This window comes from Dulcicalothrix desertica PCC 7102 (genome assembly GCF_003991905.1).
GTDB lineage: Bacteria > Cyanobacteriota > Cyanobacteriia > Cyanobacteriales > Nostocaceae > Dulcicalothrix > Dulcicalothrix desertica.
The window spans coordinates 79,702-100,628 of sequence record NZ_RSCL01000015.1 but is presented as its reverse complement, the minus strand read 5'-3'; the positions used below and the strand labels follow the sequence as shown (position 1 = coordinate 100,628).

Annotated in this window: 19 protein-coding genes; 5 read left to right on the top strand and 14 right to left on the bottom strand. The window is 38.6% G+C overall.

The window, feature by feature from the left end; genetic code table 11:
• Positions 1-2 precede the first annotated feature (2 nt).
• From DSM106972_RS29005 to DSM106972_RS28995, 3 genes are all read right to left on the bottom strand, one after another.
• Positions 3-755, bottom strand: coding sequence for a phosphocholine cytidylyltransferase family protein (locus tag DSM106972_RS29005; protein WP_127083948.1), 753 nt, complete (start codon positions 753-755; stop codon positions 3-5).
• 107 nt (positions 756-862) lie between these two features.
• Positions 863-1,456 carry a CDP-alcohol phosphatidyltransferase family protein gene (locus DSM106972_RS29000; protein WP_127083947.1) on the bottom strand — a complete coding sequence of 198 codons (594 nt, stop codon included), beginning with the start codon at positions 1,454-1,456 and terminating at the stop codon, positions 863-865.
• Between the two features lie 51 nt (positions 1,457-1,507).
• Positions 1,508-3,154, bottom strand: coding sequence for a B12-binding domain-containing radical SAM protein (locus tag DSM106972_RS28995; RefSeq protein WP_127083946.1), 1,647 nt, complete (start codon positions 3,152-3,154; stop codon positions 1,508-1,510).
• Between the two features lie 193 nt (positions 3,155-3,347).
• Here DSM106972_RS28995 and DSM106972_RS28990 point away from each other — a divergent pair, with 193 nt between their 5' ends.
• Positions 3,348-4,961, top strand: a complete 1,614-nt coding sequence (locus tag DSM106972_RS28990) for a cyclic peptide export ABC transporter (protein ID WP_127083945.1) — start codon at positions 3,348-3,350, stop codon at positions 4,959-4,961.
• On the opposite strand, the gene DSM106972_RS28985 is transcribed toward DSM106972_RS28990, so the two are convergent.
• From DSM106972_RS28985 to DSM106972_RS28945, 9 genes are all read right to left on the bottom strand, one after another.
• Positions 4,938-5,195, bottom strand: a complete 258-nt coding sequence (locus tag DSM106972_RS28985; protein WP_127083944.1) for a type II toxin-antitoxin system HicA family toxin — start codon at positions 5,193-5,195, stop codon at positions 4,938-4,940. The two genes, DSM106972_RS28990 and DSM106972_RS28985, sit on opposite strands and share 24 nt — an antisense overlap.
• A complete protein-coding gene (locus DSM106972_RS28980) occupies positions 5,192-5,386 on the bottom strand; it encodes a type II toxin-antitoxin system HicB family antitoxin (protein WP_233787679.1) in 195 nt (64 codons plus the stop codon). Before DSM106972_RS28980 ends, DSM106972_RS28985 begins: the two co-directional genes overlap by 4 nt.
• A gap of 76 nt (positions 5,387-5,462) precedes the next feature.
• Positions 5,463-6,890, bottom strand: a complete 1,428-nt coding sequence (locus tag DSM106972_RS28975; protein ID WP_127083942.1) for a GlnX family signal transduction membrane protein — start codon at positions 6,888-6,890, stop codon at positions 5,463-5,465.
• 29 nt (positions 6,891-6,919) lie between these two features.
• Positions 6,920-7,618, bottom strand: coding sequence for an FHA domain-containing protein (locus DSM106972_RS28970; RefSeq protein WP_127083941.1), 699 nt, complete (start codon positions 7,616-7,618; stop codon positions 6,920-6,922).
• A 2-nt stretch (positions 7,619-7,620) separates the two neighbouring features.
• Positions 7,621-8,895: a vWA domain-containing protein gene (locus tag DSM106972_RS28965; protein WP_170213608.1), complete on the bottom strand. Its 1,275-nt coding sequence runs from the start codon at positions 8,893-8,895 to the stop codon at positions 7,621-7,623.
• A gap of 146 nt (positions 8,896-9,041) precedes the next feature.
• Positions 9,042-9,455 carry a hypothetical protein gene (locus DSM106972_RS28960; RefSeq protein ID WP_127083939.1) on the bottom strand — a complete coding sequence of 138 codons (414 nt, stop codon included), beginning with the start codon at positions 9,453-9,455 and terminating at the stop codon, positions 9,042-9,044.
• Positions 9,456-9,550: 95 nt separating this feature from the next.
• Positions 9,551-10,573 carry a PP2C family protein-serine/threonine phosphatase gene (locus DSM106972_RS28955; protein WP_127083938.1) on the bottom strand — a complete coding sequence of 341 codons (1,023 nt, stop codon included), beginning with the start codon at positions 10,571-10,573 and terminating at the stop codon, positions 9,551-9,553.
• A 41-nt stretch (positions 10,574-10,614) separates the two neighbouring features.
• A complete protein-coding gene (locus DSM106972_RS28950; RefSeq protein WP_127083937.1) occupies positions 10,615-12,798 on the bottom strand; it encodes a serine/threonine-protein kinase in 2,184 nt (727 codons plus the stop codon).
• A 207-nt stretch (positions 12,799-13,005) separates the two neighbouring features.
• The gene (locus DSM106972_RS28945) at positions 13,006-14,226 is read right to left on the bottom strand and encodes a hypothetical protein (RefSeq protein WP_127083936.1); all 1,221 of its coding nucleotides are present in this window, start codon (positions 14,224-14,226) and stop codon (positions 13,006-13,008) included.
• A 433-nt stretch (positions 14,227-14,659) separates the two neighbouring features.
• Here DSM106972_RS28945 and DSM106972_RS28940 point away from each other — a divergent pair, with 433 nt between their 5' ends.
• Positions 14,660-15,598, top strand: coding sequence for a DUF4351 domain-containing protein (locus DSM106972_RS28940; protein ID WP_127083935.1), 939 nt, complete (start codon positions 14,660-14,662; stop codon positions 15,596-15,598).
• Between the two features lie 427 nt (positions 15,599-16,025).
• Here DSM106972_RS28940 and DSM106972_RS51590 read toward each other — a convergent pair whose 3' ends face one another.
• A complete protein-coding gene (locus DSM106972_RS51590; protein ID WP_158632889.1) occupies positions 16,026-16,163 on the bottom strand; it encodes a hypothetical protein in 138 nt (45 codons plus the stop codon).
• A gap of 100 nt (positions 16,164-16,263) precedes the next feature.
• Between DSM106972_RS51590 and DSM106972_RS28935 the strand changes: the two genes are divergently transcribed.
• The 3 genes from DSM106972_RS28935 (at position 16,264) to DSM106972_RS28925 (ending at position 20,482) form a co-directional block, all read left to right on the top strand.
• Entirely contained in the window at positions 16,264-16,857 is a 594-nt protein-coding gene (locus tag DSM106972_RS28935) for a toll/interleukin-1 receptor domain-containing protein (RefSeq protein ID WP_222596621.1), read from the top strand.
• Between the two features lie 293 nt (positions 16,858-17,150).
• Positions 17,151-19,385, top strand: a complete 2,235-nt coding sequence (locus DSM106972_RS28930) for a hypothetical protein (protein WP_127083934.1) — start codon at positions 17,151-17,153, stop codon at positions 19,383-19,385.
• A gap of 56 nt (positions 19,386-19,441) precedes the next feature.
• Positions 19,442-20,482, top strand: a complete 1,041-nt coding sequence (locus DSM106972_RS28925) for an NAD(P)/FAD-dependent oxidoreductase (protein WP_127083933.1) — start codon at positions 19,442-19,444, stop codon at positions 20,480-20,482.
• Here the strand turns inward: DSM106972_RS28925 and DSM106972_RS28920 are convergent.
• On the bottom strand, positions 20,453-20,872 hold the full coding sequence (locus tag DSM106972_RS28920) for a fasciclin domain-containing protein (protein ID WP_127083932.1): 420 nt from the start codon (positions 20,870-20,872) through the stop codon (positions 20,453-20,455). The two genes, DSM106972_RS28925 and DSM106972_RS28920, sit on opposite strands and share 30 nt — an antisense overlap.
• Between the last annotated feature and the right edge of the window lie 55 nt (positions 20,873-20,927).

Below are 20,927 nucleotides of genomic sequence, written 5' to 3'. Positions count from 1 at the left end.
TTTTACGTTAATTTGTTTTGCAATTCTCCTATCTTTGGTAGTATTTGCAATTGTGCCCGCTGAATATCTTGGGGAAAATCAATTTCTAGCCAAGCTAAACCTGTAATGTCTTCATATCCAAAATCTTTGGGAGACTGTAACAATAAATCTCGAATTGCTTCTTCGTAGGGTTCAGTATGTCTTTGTGTTTTTACATATTCTTCTATCTTAAGAGTGAGATGATGTGCCCCTTCACCATTAAATTTGAAAAATCCGACAGATTCACCCGCAAAATCATAAGTCAAATTTGCGTCAAGCTGCTTACGAAACTCAACCAAAACATTCTCACGGACGCATAATTTGACAGGTTCTTCCCCCATTTCAAAATCGCGGTCTAAAAGAAAACAGTTAAATACATCCGTTTTGATGAGTCGTTCAAGAATATGAGGATGATACATTACATCCGCATCCATCAAAAGTATATCTTCACCACAACTAAGATATTCGCGCGCGTACCAAAGGCTTAAAACACTACCTTGTTCATAATCACGATTATAAACAGTTTTAACCTGAGTTTCGGCGCCTAACACTTTAATTTCATCATGGATTGCTTGCGCTTGATAACCCACTACAATCAAAACTTCATCAATTCCCCCAGCAAGTAAATTATCAATATGTCTTTCAAGTAAAGTTTTACCGTTGAATTTCAGCAAACATTTAGGTAAGTCTTGCCCTAGGCGCCGACCTAAACCAGCAGCTAAAATAATACACTTCATCTCGACCAGGTATTTTTTTTACGCTATGACAAAATTTTAAAATCAATCATGTACCATTTAGAACTATTACAGATTTTCTTAACTTTTATTTAATCAAACAATAATAACTAAAATTTTCGATACTGCCACAATACCCATATAGCAAAAATAGGGGCGCCGATTGTTGCTGCTACTAACAGTACATGTAATTGGTTAAGTAGTGTGACGACAGGAAATAAATACAAAATATCTTCAATATCAAACCCGGCAAAGTTTAGCTGACGAGTCACGTCTTTATCGGGTTGCTGTTCCAGTTTGTTGCGTAAATGGAAAATACAATAGAAAATACAAGCTATTGCTATTCCTGATATTAAACCCATCAGTATGGAAAAGTGACCGAGTTGGCTATTTTTCAGCCCGATCCCGATACCCACAAAAACAAAAACGTTAATCACTGCGTCGCTGGCAAAGTCATAATTATATCCCCATTTACTTGTTTTACCACTGATACGTGCTAATTCTCCATCTGTATGGTCTAGAAAGCTAGATAAGGCAAATATGAAGGCGCCTAAATTTGCTAATTTGATGTCGATGGCTAGTATTAGTGATGCGATAAGTCCTGTTATTAATCGCACTGTGGTGAGGTAATTTGGTGTTATCCAAGTGTTTATGAGGGGGCGAACTAGCCAGTTTGCTAGTTGGGCATCCCATGTTTTGGTCATAGGTTTTTTATGAGTTTTGTGAGGGTAGGGTAGAAGCGGTCTTTGCGATTATTACGACGAGGTGGGGCGGGTTTTTTGCGAGTAAAATGAGGCTGTTTCTTCTCCTTTGCTGCATTCTGCTGCGAATTTGATTAGGTGGTGACTTACTAATCCCACGTGAATTAGACTTTCTATATTACCTTCGGAGAAGGCTTTTTTTGCTATTTTCCAAAAACTTTTACGGTAGTTCCCAAATACACCAACTTTTACTAAGATATTACTTAGATAGGTTAAGCCTTTGATGATGTTGGCTCGTGAAACCCGTGCGGGGCTGTTGGGTACTTTTATACGATGCGGGTACGTATTTTCTATGTTGTAGGCAAATCGCTGGTAAAGAAATTCTGGTTTGTAGGCAGTTGTTACACACTGGCGCCACATTTTGGTAACTTGTTCGTAAGGCATCAAAAACTCAACGTTAGAATCACGGGTTTCGTCGAATATAAGTCTTCCTTCTTGTTCGAGTCGGCGCCATAATGGTGTACGCGGTAAAGCATGGAGTAAATTTATTGTTAATAATGGAATGTTAGACAACTCGATAAATTCAAGAATACGCGCGCATGTGTCTTCTGTATCTGTATCGAGTCCCATAATAATACCCGAAACAACCTCCATACCGTAACTATTAAGAATTTTTACGCCTTCAAGAATTGGTATACTCAAGTTTTGCGTTTTGGAAATCGCTTGCAGTGCATTAGTTTCAGGAGTTTCAATCCCACAAAATATAGTACAGAAATATGCTTCGCGCATCATTTCGAGTAATTTCGGACTTTGTGCCAAATTCAATGTCGCTTCACAAGCAAACTGAATAGGATACCCGTTACGTTTTTGCCACTCAATTAAATGCGGCAATAATTCCATCGCTGCTCGACGATTACCCACAAAATTATCATCTACAAAATATACCGCTCCAATGTTGCCATATTTGAGCATGGTATCAAGCTCATTTATAACCTGTTCGGGAGTTTTCATGCGTGGATTATTTCCGTATAGTTCTGGTATATCACAGAACTCACAATGATAGGGGCAACCACTAGAATACTGAATATTGGCAATAAAATATTGGTCGAGGTTGAGTAAATGATACGCTGGGGTGGGAAACTCAGTTAAAGGTAAGCGTTCTTTTGTTTCAAATCGTAGTTGCTGCGATGGGCGCCTGTTATGATTATCAAGATATTCAATTAACCTGTTAGTAGCATCACCCAATTCACCCAAACTCAAAATATCAAAATCAGGATAATACTCAGGACATCCCGAAACTGATGGGCCACCAACAACAGTAATTTTACCTTCACGGTGTGCGAGTTCGTTGATTTGATTGATTTGCGCGCGTTGAATATGCATCCCACTAACAATTACAACGTCTGCCCATCTATAATCTTTACGTGTTGCAGGTTTAACATTTTCATCAACAAACCTAACTTCCCATTGTTTGGGTAAATATGAAGCGACAACTAATATACCTTGTGGAGGCATAAACGCGCGTACCTTTCCCATCAATGGATAAGCATGATGAAAAGTACCGAACGAACGGCTATACTTTGGAAAAACACAGAGAATGCGACGGTGGTTAGTTGGAGTATAACTCTTGCGCTCTTTAGTGGAAGTATTTTGAGTTGTTGCTGTAATCGGGTTCTCCAGAGATTTTAGATTTACAGTCATAGACCACTTACCTGAACTAGATTATTATCAATTCCCGCACAGCCGTTAAAATAGTAAAGCTGCTCTATCTTAATTCACAGTACCAGTTTAGAATGCAACTTCTTCGCTACGAACATAATCGCAAGCAAAAGTTACAAAAACCGGGTTTATTGGGCATTTACTTTCCCCTTTCCCCTTTCTTTTTTAAATTGAAATGAATCTTATTCTCTTTTTACTGCGTTCCGCGTGGGGAATGGTAGCGATAGCAATATTTACCGGATTTATTAGCGGTGGTAGTAGTGCTAGTCTTATTGCATTAATTAGCAACGCAAGTACTCGCACTCCTAGTTCATCACTTACCCTGATAGCTTGGGTTTTTGTTGGTTTGGCAATAATTTCGCTAATTACCAGTGTAATTTCACAGGTAATGCTTATTCGACTTTCGCAAAACGCGGTCTTCCAACTCCGAATGCGTTTAAGCACTCAAATTCTCAACTCTGAATTAAACCATCTCGAACGTTTAGGAAACGCGCGAATCTTAGCGACTCTTACCGAAGATATTCAAGCTGTCGCAAAGGCAGTTTATATAATTCCGTTTTTATGTATCGATTTGGCGATGGTTTTAGGTTGTCTTATATATATTACTTGGTTATCGTGGCTTGTAATCGTGATGGTAGTTATATTAGCTGTAGTAGCGATTGGTAGCTGTCAGTGGCTAATACACCAAGGTGAAAAATATTTAGCTTTAGCTCGTGAAGACGAAGATCTATTATTTAAGCATTTACGTACAATTACGGATGGAATAAAAGAGCTTAAACTACATTATCAACGGCGCCAAAGTTTTACCGAAAGGCAATTACAAACAGCAGCAAATGCATTCAAACGTCATAATACCCGTGGTCTCACATTATTCGCAATGACAAATAGTTGGGGAAGACTAATATTTTTCTTCGCGATTGGTTTTGTATTATTTGCACTTCCCAAATTTCTCACCCTTAACCCACAAACACTTGCTGGCTATATACTCACCTTCACATACTTAATGCTACCGATGGATAATATCGTTAGTAAGCTGCCTCAAATCGTAAGCGCAAATATTGCACTACAAAAAATCGAATCTTTAGGATTATCATTATCAAACCGTGCTGAAATTGCAATAGTTCCTACTGATATTACATCATGGCGCCGTTTAGAACTAAGCCAAGTAATTCATACATACCATACAGATAACGAAGACAGCAACTTTGTGCTTGGGCCAATAGACTTGGTATTATACCCCCAGGAACTAATATTTATAGTCGGTGGAAACGGAAGTGGCAAATCATCACTATTAAAAATTATTACCAGGTTATATGCTCCCGAAAGTGGAGAAATACGTTTAGATGGTGAATTAATAACAGACCAAAACCGTGAATGGTACCGTCAGCACTTTTCAGTTGTATTTGCAGACTTTTACCTATTCGACGAACTATTAGGTTTAGAAAGTACGAACTTAAACGAACTAGATAAACAAGCGCAAGAATATTTAAAACTACTAAAACTCGACCACAAAGTAAATATAGAAAACGGTAAATTTTCCACGACTTCATTATCTCAAGGACAACGTAAGCGACTAGCATTACTCACAGCATATTTAGAAGACCGACCAATTTATCTATTCGACGAATGGGCAGCAGACCAAGACCCCACATTTAAAGATATATTTTATAAAGAGTTATTACCTTCTTTACGAGACAAAGGTAAAACAGTAATTGCCATTACCCACGATGATAGATATTTTGGTGGCGCCGACCGAATCATTAAACTAGATTACGGTAAAATCACCTAAATATATATAAAACTTTGTGGAATATGTATAAGACTTTGTGGAATATGTATAAGACTTTGTGGAATATGTATAAGACTTTGTGGAATATGTATAAGACTTTGTGGAATGGGCATCCTTGCCCGTTCCAGACATAACCATTGTGATATGACTACCACGTTGCCTCTGTACGGCAAAACCTATTTTCTCTAAAGCTTTAACACATTCTGCACCCGAAACCGTTGGCAATTTACTCATACGGCTACCACTTCTATATTATCTACAGGGACTGGTAAACCTCGTTCTTGTAAAACTTCAATATGCAGCTTGATAGCTTCTTGAATGTTCTCTAGAGCTTCTTCGCGAGTTTCACCTTGACTTATACACCCAGGCAAACTTGGTACTTCAGCTACAAAATAACCGTCTTTATCGGTATATAAAAGTACCAATATTCAGTGTAAATATTTAGATATCCCCGACATATTAACATATTATTTAAATTCATAATTTTTGCTCATGGTATAATTATATTTGATACTCACGTAGGCGCAGACGTAATCCAAATAGTGTTAGAGTAGAAATACTTAAAGTAGCAATAACAGTAATAGCTTCAAAACCTTGGATATTTTGAAAACCTTGGTCAATATATTTATCAAGAACTTTACTATTAATTTCTTGGGCTTTAAGGTGGGCTTTTTTAAATTCGTCAAATGCAAAGTTTGATTGTCCTTTATCTTTGCCTACAGTTAATTTGACTGCTTCAAGATGTTTTCCACTTTGTTCTAAGTGCCGAATTTGCTTGTCAATATCTAAATAGTCACCAAAGGTTAAAATTGTTCCTATTACTGCTCCACGCTCACCTGGAAAAGTAATATTATTAATCCCAATCGCAAATAACCCTGTTATACCTTCGACTTTTTTGCCAGCGATTAATGTTGCTTTGACATCATTCCAAGTTTTGCCAACAGGCAATTTCATAATTTGATTGACTTTATCAAAAAAGGCTTGTTCGTGCTTGAGTGCGTTCTCTTTATCTAATAAATAACGACTTTCATCCGCATTGGCGCCATAAGCAAGTGCGCGTGCTTGACGTAATGCATAAAGCGAATTAAAAGCATCTTCTTTTGCAACCTTTAAATTGTTAGATGCTGAGATTAAAGACTGCGTGCTGTATCCAATAAATATTAATGTAATTGCTGTTGCACCTAGCAACATGGGATTTAAAATTCGCCGCATTTTTAGGTATAAAAAGACTTGAGTAACAGCTAAAACTCCTAATAAAAATGTACCTGAAATTAAAATCAAAAATAGCGAACCAGTTGTTTTAAAACCCTGCTGGCTGTAAATTATATCTAATTGCTGGAAATTAACGTTATCGAGTTTATCAACAGCGGGCATTAATATATTATCTATAATTTGTGATGCTTCGCGGTAAGCTAACAAAGCTCCATTTGCATCACCACGTTGATGAAAATCGCGCGCGCTTTGAACTTTCGCAATATAATCACCCAAACTTAACTGCAAAGTTTCAATAGGTTTGGTTTCAGCTTCACCATAAGTAATATTTTTTGCAGCTATAATAAGTCGTTCTGAAAACGCTTTGCGACGTTCTTCATAGCCATCAATAGCACTACGTCGAAGCTTTTCATATTCTTGAGGCGCCCCAACATAATCTGTAGGTTTAAGAAGTAATTCATTTGCAACATAAGCATCCATACCTACCAAAGTATCCTTAATGCGTTGTGCAGTAATAATACTAGGTATTGAATCTTTACCAACACTTTGAATTGCTTGCCTTTGAGTTTGGGCGCCAAAGATAGTAGTTAAAGCTAGCAGAAAACTGGCGCCCCAAGTCAGATAAAGAGCTGCTTTTAAAACTTGCGGAGTATTAAAATTCCTTTTCTTCAGTAACGAAATATATTTAGAACGCAAAACAGCAGTATTGTAATTCATATCTATTGTAGGTAATAGGTTACAAAAATTTAATTACACAATCTAACTTTGATTCGAGTCCAATGTCCTAAAGAAAACTCATCACCATCTTTAAGAACAGCATCAACCATTGGCATTAATTCCACAGTGTTAAGTACAGTTCCATTTGACGAATCAATATCGCGCAAAGTAAAAGTTCCATCGCTTTGACGATTAATTAACGCATGACGATGAGAAACAGCACTGTCAAAATTGAGTGCTATCTCTGGATTAATACCACGTGCAATGCTTAGGCGCCCAATTAGGTTACTATCCTTATCAAGTCGTAAAATAATTGGTGGCTGATTAGGAGCTTCTGGACTTTCAGCATTTCGTAACGCAGGGTCAACAGTAATAGTAATTTCAATTTGTTTTTGCTGTAGAGACGCTACATGTCGCGTCTCTACATTTTGTGGGGTTTCCACAGGAAGCGGTGATATAGTATCTGAATCTAAAATAATTAATGGAACTTCTCCATGTACACCTGTGTTAAAGTTATACCCGCAAATTTCGCAGAAGTGACCGCTAGTAGAGTCATGTGGAGCAGTACACGCAGGACAAGTTATTGCATTTTTTGCCAGCTTAGGTAAATTATCAGGTGGATTTACTGTAATTACCTGCTCAATACTACCCTGAATTTTGGCACCACACTCCGAACAATAATCAGACTCTGTAGATAAGTGACCCTTGAGACATTGATAAGTAGACATAATTAAGATTTAGGGATGCGAGTTGTTTTGGTGGAACGGGTTTCAAGTGCCATACTGTCTTCTTTGGCAACTTGACGCTTAATTTTGACTGTTCCGGTTGCTGCATCTTCAATATCAACGACTTTTTTGAGTAATTTAGCAGTAGCTTCGTTTCCTGACTCGTGAGCAAGTTTAACTGCTTTACCTAACTTCGCTGTAGCAACTTCGTAATCTCCTCTATCCCGCGCTTCTAATCCTTGTTGAATTGAATCAGCAAGTTCAGCTTGTCCTGTATAGTGAGCCACCGTTCGGTCAATTTTAGTAGACTTAGCATCATCATCCGTCCAAACAGTAATAATCCGTGCTTCGGCAACTTTGGTTTCAAGACCATCAACGGTATATATAAGACTAGCTCGACCAGCAAGCATTTCATCACCAACATTACCAGGGTTGACTTGAATACAAAAGTGATAATCGCGCGATTCACTTTTACCCCAGGCGCCTGTAGGATAATCATTAACTTGTGGTTTAACAAGTTTGGCGCGCGTTGTTAAATCTACAATATCAGGACTAACTTGCTTACAATACAAAACATGGGCGCCACTCGGTGTCCACAAACGTAGTGACACATCGCTGATATTCTTATTCATAGCTGTTGCTAAAATCGTTTGAAAATCAGCTTCTATCATTTCTGGCTTTGCGATAATATCTGTCGTACCAAGTAATTTCCCTGATATTTGCTGTAACTGTTTAACACGCCAATCAGTACCAACACCTCGACAGTCACATTGAAACATTCCTTCGCAAGTACTCAGCACATTTTCTAATGCAATTTCATCCGAGTCATCATTTTGACCATCGGTAAGTAAAAGCGCTTGACGTAAACCATTCGGCATTTTATCAAACTGTTTGCGCGCTTCAGCCAACCAACGTGAAATAACTGTACCACCACTGGCGCCTATTTGTTTAATTTCTTCTATCGCGCGCTGTTTATTTTGTGGTGTGGCTTGAAAAACTGGGAAAATTAAACTAGCAATGCTGGCGCCTGTTACAATAAAAAACGAAGCATCCTCTGGCAACAACTCCACAATTCTAATCATCGCCGCTTTTGCCGCGCGAATCTTCTCACCCCCCATCGAACCAGAAGTATCACAAATCACACCAAATAATTTACTAACACCTTGATTACTCGAAACACCATCACCAAAAGCAGCAACAGTCATAATGGCGTGAACTTCCTTAGCATTTTGCGCGAGGAACTGATTTTGAAAAACTTCAGCCTTAAATTGAGTACTCATAATATATATAATTAGTGTGAACGTAGGTCGATTTACAATTAAACTTATCCGGACAACGTAAAGTGAAGATTAACATTTCTCCTTTTTTACGCTTCTATTAACAAAAGCAAGTGCATACGGTAATTTTTTTACCAATTATTTTTCAACTAAACAAAATTTATTAATTTTTTATACAATAATTCAATTCCAACAGCAGCGCATTCCGAAATTCGATTTTCTTTGTTTAATTCTCTTAACTTAGACCACGTTTCAGGTGTTACTTTAATTTTAACTGAATAAGAGCTTATACAACTAAGGTATTCAGGCAGTTGTTCCAGGTCTACTTGTTGATTTTTGGTATAATAAAGAGCGTATTTAATAGCAGAATTTATTGTTACACCAAAAGCTAATCCTAGAGCAATACGAATTTCTCGTGCCATTTTTTCTTGAGATTCGGTCATATTGATAGAAACTTGTTCGGGTTCATCAGTATCATTAGCTTGTTGGATAGCTGAATCTATAACTCTATCAATGTATTTTTCATCTACTTGACTTGAAGTATCTAATATTGGTTTAGACATAAGCTGTTTTTTAAGGGTTTTGATAATTTATTAGATGCTTCGTTCCTCAGCATGACAATTGTTCGCTTGTTGTGTTTGGCATGACAATTGTTCGCTTATAAAGAGAGTACAGCTACAGTAATATTGTCATGACCACCACACGCGCGTGCATATTCAACTAAATTACGTGCCATCGCTCCAGTATCCAAATGTAAATATTGCTTGACGAGTATTTCCATTTGTGATGGTTCGGGTGCGTAGTTCCATAATCCATCGCTGCATAATAATAGATATCCAGTACCAGGAATATTAAACTCGAAAGGTGATGGATGGTTGTTTTCAGCATCGGCGCCTATCCAGCTTGTGATAGCGTGAGCATGTGGTGATTTACGTGCTTCTGCTTCAGTCATTTTTCCTAACTTGACAACTTCATTAAACCACGAGTCATCTTCTGTTAGTAACTGTGAACCACTAGGAGATATCCAGTAAGCGCGACTGTCACCCATTGATACAATTTTAGCGACACCGTTCATTACAACTGCTGCGACAATTGTTGTTGATGGAGGGTCATTCTCTTTTGTAGTTTTGCTATAAGGAATGTCACATACTGCTTGTTTGGCAATTTCGATAGATTCACGTATTATGTCTCTTTCATGTTGTACTTCCCCAAGTTTTAGTTCTTCGTTGACCCTTTCAACTAATGCGTGGCAAGTTGTCTCTGCTACAGCTTTAGATGCTAACTCTGCAAGTTGTGCGCTAGAAACACCGTCACAAACAACCATTACATAAGCTTTGCCGTTATTAACTTCGGCACATGCGACAAAATCTTGATTATGATGATGTCTTAGTCCTCGGTCGCAGCAAGCAGCTAGTTTTGGTGAAATTATCACCTCAAAATGGTCGAGTTCGTGAGGTACCCGTCGAAACCCACACTGTAAACAAAACCCTTCTTCATCAATTAGAGTTGAAGAGGCGCCACATTTTTCACATTGGTCTTTACTATATATATTCCTATCTACATTCATAGATTTATGCATTTGTGGAGAGAATGTTGGAACTGCCACAGAGGCGCCGCATTCCTCACAAAAGTTATCATCGATTTGTAGGGTTGCCCCACATTGAGAACATTGTAAATTCATGTTGGTAACTCCTAACTCCTAACTCCTAACTCCTAACTAATTTAAATCCAAGTTTTTGGACGGACACGGTTTGCTTCGTCAACTAGCTGGATTTTTTCATCTCCTGTAGAAAGATGTGCCATATTACGAAGTGCTTTTTCCAAACCTTTTCGTAGGTACAGTTCTTTTAATGGTTCTCCCAAAATAGAAATGTTATCTGTGGGAGGAAGTTGTTTAGAAGTGACTAAGTTTAAAGCTGTTTCCAAGACTTGTTTGGCTAACCGATAACGTTCAATACCGTCTAGAGTTAGTGTCTCAACTACTTTTGCAGCTTCTTGGAGTTCTTTGGCTACTGGCGCCCCATTTGAGTTATCTATTAATGTATTGGCAATTTCAACGCGCGAGCGTGTATGTAAATTCGAGGTGTGGGGTATACGTTCTAATGCTGCTACTGCCTCGCTACGTTTTCCTAGTACACGTAAACACCGTGATAAACCAAATGCTGCTGCTGTATAACTAGGGTCTTGAAGTGATACTAAGTCATACATTTGCATTGCTAACTTGAAATTTCCTGCTGCTTCTGCTGCTAAACCTAGTGCTAACTTAGGTGGTAGTTCTCCTGGTAAATCAAAATAAACTTGGTCAAATATCTTTTGTGCTTCTTGATATTTACCTTGTGCCATCAAACTGCGTCCTCGGTACCATAGTACTCGCCAGTCCCAAGCGTCTTTTTCTTCAACTTGTTTTAAGTATTGTTCGGCTTCTTCATAGTTACTAGCTTCAATTAAACTATTAGCCAGTCTTAATAATGCTTCGCGGGAGTTAGGATACTGTTGAACAACTTGTCTTAAGTTACTAATTTGCAAGTTGATTACACTTACGGCGCCTGCTGCTAATATCCCATTACAGCTTGGGTCTGTAGTATCGAGTAATGGCATTGGTAATTGATGATGATTTGGTTTAATGGCGCCGAAACTATTACCATCCATTAAAGCCAGCATATCACCACCAAACATCGTGCTAGTACTTGGACGTGGTGTACCAGTTTGTTTTGCTACTATTTCCCTAAGAACTCCTAAAAGCTGCTCTGCCATTTCATCAGCAGATTGAAATCTTTCATCAGGGTTTTCCACAGTAGATTTGAGTAAAAATCTGTACAAAGATTCTTGTTCGGCAAATAAAGGTTCTTCTTGTGGAGTTGGTAATTTATATAAATGTTCTTTACTAAAAGAGCGAATGTTAGTGAGTAAAACAGCAAGTGTTCTACCAATAGTATATAAATCTGATACTACCGTGGGTCCTTCACCTGCTTCGGGTGCGCTGTAACCAACTGTACCGTAAATATCGCCATTGGGGTCATCAATGCGTCGTACCCCACCCATATCAATCAATTTAACATCACTGCCTTCAAGCATGACATTATCAGGTTTAAAGTCACAATAAACTAAACCCAGTGAATGTAAATAAGCAAAAGCACTTAATATTCTATGAATATAAGCAATAGCTTCGGCAACTGGTAGAGGTCCCCGTTCTTTGCGAATATCCTTAAGCGTTTTACCACCGACATACTCCATAATAATGAAGCCTTCGGCGCCGTGATTGACAAAGTTATAAATTCCGACGATATTACCATGTTTTACAGAAGCTAAAAATTGCCTCTCAGCTACAGCAACCGCAGCACTCGAAGCATCTTCTGTATTTAGTAATCCTTTTAAAACTACATAACGCGAAAGAGTTATATCAAAACCAAGATAAATCCATCCTAAACCACCATATGCAATGGCGCCTTTAACTTCATATTGTCCCGAAACAACATCACCACGGGTTAAGGAAGGAATAAACGAATACTTATGACCGCACTGAGGACAAAAGCCTTTTTCCCTTTTTAAAGGATTATTACAATTAGAGCAAAAGCGCTTGTTTTCAGGCACCTTCGCTTCAGCCATAATCAGCTTTTCAGGGTCAGTCGAAGGTAGTTCGGGTATAGATATTAACCCGGCGCCTAATTGTTTTCGACTACTTCCCCTTGTTCCCCCAGTACGCCTTGAACCGTGGGAGCGACTATTAAGAGGTGAGGAACCTGTACCAGTAGTAATGTTGCCACTAACTCTGGTTGGCTGGTTATATAACGAAGACTGTATGTTAGATGTCCCTACGCTTTTAATCGCAGCGTGTCCGCATATATTGCAATAGCCGTCATCAATGGTACCACTACATCCATTGCGCTTGCAGCTTTCACCATCCATTCGGACTCTCCTTTGCTTTTGTAGGTAATTTAAAATAACATTTGTGTAACAACTTTCTTAACCTTTGCGTCTTTGCGTCCTTTGCGGTTTAACTATATATATATTGTTTCTTTATAACAATCTAGAGATTATGCAAAGTAAGAATAACGAACCGCAAAGGCGCAAAGAGCGCAAAGATAAGAGAGTTTGTTTCTACTACAGCACGACTTATCGCGAATTCGGATAATTGCTCAATCTTTTTTCATATTTGGTTACTAACTCCACTGCTTGGTCGAGAGGAGTCGGACGAGTAAATAATATTTGTTTAGCTTGTTGTGCGAGTTCTTGTAACACAACATCCTCGACAAAACCACGCGCAAGTGCTTTGGCTACTAATGCGTCAAGTCTACCTCGTAACTCCGCGCGTAATTCGATTGGCGCCTTATTAGCAGCATAAACATTTTTTTCTTTAGCTATATATTCCTTCACCTTGGCAGTCCAATTTTCCAAACCAACACGCACAGGATTAAACAAACCTTCATTAAATTTTATTTCGAGTCTATCTAACCACACCTCTAAAGCTTGTATCTCCTCAAAAGCAAGCGGTTTATGTAATTTGGAGTGGTCAGCTACCTTGATTTTGCTTTCATCATAAGCAACTTCAGCTTGGTGATGAATTTCGTGTAACTTCGATAAATACTCGCGCGCTGTTATAAAACCGAACCGTACAGACTCCTGCTGCTGTCTTGCCACATCCAGCATTAACTTCAGCTTCATTATCTGTGGTTGAATTGATTTTAGAAACTCTTCATTTACCCCTAACGGGTCAGATTCAATTTTTGCCCTTTGTAGTTTGAGTTTATGAGTGAAACCAGCAATTTCTTCAGTACAATCAATATTTAAAGACTCAGCCAAATGTTGCAACTGGCGAGTCTCTACATCTATATCAATTAAACTTGGTTCTAAACGTGACCACACCTCATCAACAGCTAAAACCACATCTTTTGCTGCTTGAAACGCGCTCGTCATCAACTTTAACAACTCTTGCGGAGTTATCGCATTTATAGTTTGGGCAGCAGAAAGTAATCCTCGCTGTGCCAAAGGTATTGTCTCAATCGACAAATGAATCGAAGGTTTTGTTAACAAATCTTCAACTTCCTGAATTTTTTGTGGTGGCGCCAAAAACCTTGGTATCAAACAGCGCAACTGCACCGCTTTATCAATAGTTTGTACCAGCAAATCAAAATTCTGGAATAACTCATTCATTACATGTAGCACAGGATTAACGCGCGCAAACGTCACCCCCGTCAACTCCACCTTGCAAAAACCCGAAACCCCACAAAGACGCTGATAAGCAGAAATTCCGTGTAAATCAATTAAATTTTGACCCACAACGTCAAGCTTCAACTTCCAATCAGCCAGTAATTGGTCTATTTCTTCTAAATTCACAAGCCACTCTAAGTAACAAACATAGATTTTGCCACATACATGCTACAACCCCAACCATACCAATTCCAGAAAATTCGCCAGAAACCCGGTTTCTTCTACACTAAGCACAACAATTATGATGGTAAACGAAAAGAAACCGGGTTTCTCAACCAAAACGAAAAGCCTCAAACACCTAACAATTAACCCAATGTTATATTAATTAATACAACAATTTTAAATTCAATTTGAACATCATAATAATCATTATCATAAATATACATTATATCCAACTCTTAAAATGATTGCCTTTTAGAAAACACAGCGTTTTCTAGAATGAGAATAACAGTTATTTTATATACATAAAAAAAATTACATTATTTAATACAAAAATACTGAGCAGGATGATACTTTAGTATTTATCCAATTAAAACAGTCTAATAAGCAGCAAAAATCAATGACTAGATTTATACACGATGAATTTAGTAAAGACTTCATTGAAGCATTACTAGAACCTTATGGTGCAGTCAAAGCACCAAAGCGCGTTGCCACAGAAGTAAAGCAAATAGATATTTTATTTACTCCCAAAGTCTTACAAAACCCTAAGCTGAAAGCGCTAGGTTTACTTGGTAAGTTTGCAGAGTTTCCAGCAATATTTGAGCCGTTTCGCAATCCGGCGCCAGAAGACGACATTTGTGATTGTATAATCAAGGTACTGGAAGTCAAAAACGCACTCAAAAGAAAAGCAAAGCCAAAGAAAACAACACGCAAAACAAAAGCCAAATCTAAAAAAACAGTACTTAAAGAAACTGCGATACCAAAACTATGGGTTCTGACACCAACCGCATCTGATGATATATTATCTATGTTTAAGGCAGACCCAGACACAAGCTGGGCGCCAGGGATATATTTTCCACCCGAAGCTTTAAGAACAGGAATAGTTGTCATCCACCAATTGCTTGAAACACCTGATACACTGTGGTTAAGAATGTTGGGTCGAGACACAGTGCAAGCAAATGCCATCGATGAATTTATCGCACTACCGGATGACAACCCTTTCAAGCAAGCCACGCTAGAATGTTTATACAACTTCAAGCAAAATCTAGAATTAAATAAAACAGAAGACGCAGAAACGGAGTTAATTATGAGACTGGCGCCACTTTATCAACAAGACCGTGAGTTAGCAAAGCAAGAAGGAAGAGCCGAAGGAAGAGCCGAAGGAGAACAACGTTTAGTTCTGCGTCTACTTTCGCGACGTTTTGGTGAACTTGATGCATCTGTAGTTGAAAGAGTTCGTTTACTGTCCACAGAACAATTAGAAGCATTGGCAGAAGCATTACTAGATTTTTCAGCCTTAACTGACTTGGAAGCTTGGTTAAATCAAGAGCTTCAATAACATAACTTATTCATACTGCAAACGGGTAAAATATGGACTAATGTCATGCCGAGGAACGTTAACGAAGTTTTCCCGCAGGGTAGCATCTTAAAAATGTCATGCCGAGGAACGTTAACGAAGTTTTCCCGCAGGGTAGCATCTTAAAAATGTCATGCTGAGGAACGTTAACGAAGTTTTCCCGCAGGGTAGCATCTTAAAAATGTCATGCCGAGGAACGTTAACGCAGTTTTCCCGAAGGGTAGGGTAGCATCTTTAAGATTTTAACTTTGTTTAAAAGTAAAGTTCTAACCCGTTTGTAGTATATTAAGTTAAAGTATAGAAAAGTCGGGTGTAATATATCTCGACTTTTTTAATGCTCAATCACGCGATTTTATCGCTAATTTGCTTCGTTTTTAACCTGTATGGATTCAAATTTAATGCTAATACCTTAAGTCGTCTCAAGACGACTAAGTATAAGTTTCAATGCAATTTGTTGATATAGCAGTCCTAAATCATTTGTAAAATCCGCACGCTGTAGAGACGCGATTAATCGCGTCTCTACGTGGATACATTTTTCACAACTCATATGGGATTGCTACAGTGCCGCCTGTTTCATAAATAAAGCTTTTTATACATTAGTGTATAATGGGAGCAAAACAAGAATAAGCAGAAATATTTTAGCAATTATGACACTATCGGGTTCTGAAATAAAAGAATTACGAAATGCCCTGACAAATGCTTTTCGTAGTAAAGCAAAATTAAATATGCTTCTAAGAGAATCCGATTTAAATATAAATGTTGAAGAGATAGTAATTGGCGAAAACTTGAATGATATCGTTTTTGGAATAATTAACTGGGCAGAGGCAAATGGTAAATTAGACATACTTATAGGCGCCGCTTATGAAGAAAACCCTGGCAATGCAAAATTGAAAGCGTTCGTACAAAATAGACAAAATAGTAAACCCCCGACTTCACCGCAAAACCAGATAGACGGCAAAGTAGCCTCATCTCAGTTTGATGTTTTCCTTTGCCATAATAGTCAGGACAAGCCAGAGGTACAGAAAATAGCAAATCAATTAATTGAGTTAGAAATTAGACCGTGGCTGGATGTATGGCAACTTCGTCCTGGTTTTCCTTGGCAACCAGAACTAGAGACACAAATAAAAACTAGTAAATCTGCTGCGGTGTTTGTGGGTAGCAGTAATTGCGAAAATCAAACTCAACTGGGTAGCTTAGTAGGTATAACCGAAAAGTTTCCCAGTTGTTATACAAATACGTAAATGTAGAGACCGTATTAATACGGTCTCTACCGTGTATTGGAATAGGGTATTTGGTGATACTTTGGCGCCTGTATACTTGTATTATTTGTGCTTAACAAATATTAATATAGCTCTCTCTGTGTCTCGATGGTAAAAATGAAGACATGAATCCACAGGCAGGGATGTCTGTTCCACAAAATTGGGTGTATAAGTTTGTTTTTATGCCATTTATTACAAATTACAGTGCCTAATTTTCCTGAATCGATAATTTTGGTGTTGTGGTAACTAAAAGCACAATCGATTAAATAATAAATATGCGATTAATAGAACAAGTCAGAGTTATATGCAACCGTCTGGCGCCTTTAGGATGGCGTGATTTACTGATGCAGCATGGTTTAGATATTACAGCTACTGATTTAGAGCGAGAGTTAATTAAAGAATTACCTAGTATTAATCGTCGAGTTCCTGGGTTTGAAGATTTTGCTATTGAGGGAAGGCGCGGTATTCAAGCGGGAAACCCTGCTCGTAGTTTGTTGTTTCATGCTTTGGCTTGTTGTAATGTTACTACTGTTGCGGGTAGACTTTTACAGGGTTTTCCAACATTAGCAGAAATTGATGTTGTTGAGAACTATATATATGGTGTTCAAGCTCCTTCGGTTCGAGAGTTACGTGCGCGTGCTGGTAGACAACCTTTAGCTATTGTTGTTTTTGCTAACGAGTATCGTCCGGCGCCTGAAACTGTTCACCGTAAGCACGCGGATATGTGTTTTTCTCGAACTGGTGTAGCACGAGTTGGTACTGCTCAACCAAAATATGATGCTTCAAAACGTGGTTTTATACCGTTTGTGGAAGGAGAACCAAATTCTTTCCGTGTTTTACCCGCGCGTTATTCAGCTTATGTGGCAGTGCAAAGCAGAGGAAACCAAGATGCATTTGGTCCAATGCGGTCTCAACAGGGTGATAGCGGTTTAAATTTCTGGGTACCTTTACACAAGCTTTTTGCTGGTGATGAATGTATTCGCGGTCTTGATTTACAAGTAAATTTTGATACTCACCATGTAAATGAAAAGCTGCGACGTATTCACTTGGTTCTTAAAAATGCTGGATGGGGTCAACCGGATATTAACAATCCACCATTTATTTTTACCGAAGGTATAGCTGAGTTAGCAACAAATCTTAATTTCGGCGCCGGATTATTGTTACCTGTTGTTCATCCAAATTTAGTTGAAGCGGCAACATACAAAGGTAAACCACTAACATATAAAGTTCAGCCAACAGATGATGTGCTTTCTTCGAGTATAATGATTCCTGCTATGGGTGAAGGAGGTCAATATCGAAGCGCTCCAGAATATGTTCATGCACGTCATAGAGTGTTAGCGAATGGTCAAATCCAAAATCTTAACGATTTGCCAAATGTAGTTGAGACTGTAAAAAAAGGCGGTTATGATGCTCTACACTATATTGACTTTACAGGAGATGGTTGGGTAGAAGCTTTGTGTCCTCAACTAGCTGTGGATATTCCTCGCAATATTCCTGCATATTCGCTAGTAACTGCTCCTGACTTTTTCCCTAACTGCGACCAAGGAGAACTTTTAGACTGGACACAACAATCTGTACCCAGTGCTATTCGTCAAGGTTTGTGGCGTATTCCACCAGAGTCTTTATCTGATGACCGTATTGCAGCAAATATTCAAATACAAGGCGCCAACTTCCGTGCCGAAGATAAAACAGTCACAGCCATAATATCATTACCGCTTCATCGTCCAGAAGTACGCCAAACTTCTCTCAATGTTCGTCCAACTATGCGTCACACACATTTACCAGATGGTGCCGCAGGATTTTTTGCACCTGGTTGGGATGTAAGCATTGATAGGTCTGGAAATGTAGAACATTTAGCTGCTTATGGTTTGGGTAGTCCTTTTCCAGAAGACTCAAAACTTTGTGCCGCTCTTAGTACGTTTTGGCCTGCAGTGGCGCCAGATACCGCACGTACCTATGTACCTAAATTAGATTGGCCAACAGTTAGCCCACTTACCGATGAAGAAATCGGTCAAAGCGGTAACTTACCTTGGGATGGTATTCAAGGTCCAAAAGTTGTATCAAATAACGGAAAAGTAGTCATTGAATATGCTGATTATGACCACACTGACTACGTTGAAAATACATTAAATAATAAATTCTCACTATCACTAACAGGAAAAGTAGATGTATCTGAATATCAAGCTAGAGTATTAGCAATGGCAAACGTCTATCGTATGTTCAATGCCACTACTAGGCAACAAAAAGCAAATATCGGGGTATTATCGTTCCGGGCAATAACAATTGCTGATGCAGAACTCCAACAAGCACAAACACAAACACGCACTACACTTCAAGGAAAAATTTACCGCTTTGAAGTTTACTTGCGTAATGGCAAACAACCCAAACTACTTCCAGGCAACCCGCGTAAATCTACTTTAGAAGTTGATGAAGTAACCACATTATACATTTCTCCTATTAATGTGTTAGTGAAACAGAGAAATGGCACCTGGGTTTCTAGACGGGTTTAATATCAAGCATATGGGGCAGCCTGAGAAGACTGCTCCACAAGATTATAAGAATAAATATGGATAATATAATAATTATTGGCAGTGGCCCCGCAGGCGCCGCAACGGCTATTACCTGTGCTTTACAAAATTTGAAGGTTATATTAATAGAGGCAAAACCGTTTCCACGTGTTCACCCTGGAGAAACGCTTCATCCTGGTACAGAACCGCTTTTACAGCAACTAGGAGTTCAAGAAGAATTGTTGAAAGCTAATTTTATACGGCACCAAGGTAACTGGGTAAAATGGGAAGGCGAAAATAAATTTATCCCTTTTGGAAGTGACCATAAAGAAATATGGCAGGGATTTCAAGCAGTACGTGCCGACTTTGATAATATTTTACTAAAACGCGCGCAATCTTTGGGTGTAAAAGTTTTACAACCTTGCCATGCAAAGCGTATAGTTACCCAAAGAGGCAAAATTATTGGTTTAGAAACATCTCAAGGTTTTCTAGAAGCATCAAAAGTAATTGACGCATCTGGTAGTAACCATTGGTTAGCTAAACAATTAAATATACAAATAAATTATCGTTCACCTCGTTTAATAGCATATTACGGTTATGTGCAAGGCGAATGTCCGGTGCGTGATGAGGCGCCTGCAATAGTAGCAGACTCAAGCGGTTGGACATGGACGGCAAAAGTCAAACCTCAACTTTACCAGTGGTCACGTCTAACATTAAATGATGAAAAACTTGACAAAGACTGGTTTCCTAAAGAATTTGAGCAATTACAAGTTTACCAAAAAACACGTGCCAGCGATGTAACTTGGCGTATTGTTTCTCAACCCGCAGGAAAAGGATATTTCACAGTCGGAGATGCAGCAATGGTTCTCGACCCTGCATCATCACACGGAGTACTAAAAGCTATCATGTCGGGAATGATGGCAGGGCATTTAATTACATCAGAAGCCGCAGGTAAAATAACCGAGCAACAAGCTATTCAACACTACAACAAGTGGGTTAACAATTGGTTTGACAGTGATGTAGAGGAATTAAGTAAACTTTATAAAATGTTACCCAATCCTCCTGCATGGTTATTCCACTGTAACCATCGTGGGAACTAATACTTCATCAATAACGTGAATTACGCCATTATCAGCAAGAATATCAGTCTGTAGTACATTAGCATCATTAACTTTGACCTTACCGTCAGAAGATTCAATTGCTAATATAGAACCTTCTACAGTCGGCGCCTCATCAATTTGAGCTAAATCATCAGAGCGTACATCTCCAAACACAGCATGATAGGCGACAATTCTCTTTAATTTAGGAATATCTTGAAGAAGTTCATCTAAAGTTGATTGTGGCAACTTATTAAACGCATCGTCAGTAGGTGCAAATACAGTTAAAGAATCTGCGTGTTCAATAGTATCTAGTAACCCAGCAGCTTCAGCTACTTTGATTAAAGTCTTAAAATTACCTGCATTCTTTGCTGTTTCTAAAAGGTTTGCCATAAGTTGCTTCTTTTTCGGTGATATTACAAGTAACTTATAAATTCCCAACTGTATG